Source organism: Neisseria sp. P0021.S006 (assembly GCF_051956895.1).
The window spans coordinates 1-466 of record NZ_JBQCWZ010001185.1 but is presented as its reverse complement, the minus strand read 5'-3'; the positions used below and the strand labels follow the sequence as shown (position 1 = coordinate 466).

Genomic DNA, 466 nt, shown 5'->3' with positions numbered 1-466 from the left:
GTGCGTGAAGTTGAAGACAAGCTGATGCGCTTTATTCCCAAAGAATTTTTGATGGATGCTCATCATTGGTTGATTTTGCACGGCCGCTATACGTGCAAGGCTTTGAAACCTCAATGTAGCAAATGCCTGATTAACGATTTGTGCGAATATCCGGCAAAAATGTAAATAAAAACATAAAAAAGGCCGTCTGAATTTCAGACGGCCTTTGATTTGGCTACGATTAGTCGGCAACTGCCATCAGGCTGGCATTACCACCGGCAGCGGTAGTATTGATACTGCAAGAGATTTCTTCAAATACTTGCAGGATATCCAGACCTTGTTCGGAAGGCAGAATGCGGATGAGCGCACCGTCGCGGCAGGCCAACTCTTGTTTGCGCTCGCTGCTCAAAGGCTCGATAGCGGCAACATGGCTGATGCCTGTGTTTTCAGGTTTGCTGTTGACTTGTAACAAACCGTCCAAATCGGC

At 46.8% G+C, this 466-nt stretch carries 1 protein-coding gene and 1 pseudogene; one reads left to right on the top strand and one right to left on the bottom strand.

The features are described 5' to 3' along the window. Positions 1-165, top strand: a 165-nt coding sequence (locus tag ACTHUM_RS19385) for an endonuclease III domain-containing protein (RefSeq protein WP_440403925.1), incomplete at its 5' end; no start/stop codon positions are given. Positions 166-220: 55 nt separating this feature from the next. Here the strand turns inward: ACTHUM_RS19385 and ACTHUM_RS19380 are convergent. After that, positions 221-466, bottom strand: a pseudogene (locus tag ACTHUM_RS19380) (L-glutamate gamma-semialdehyde dehydrogenase); the annotation flags it as partial.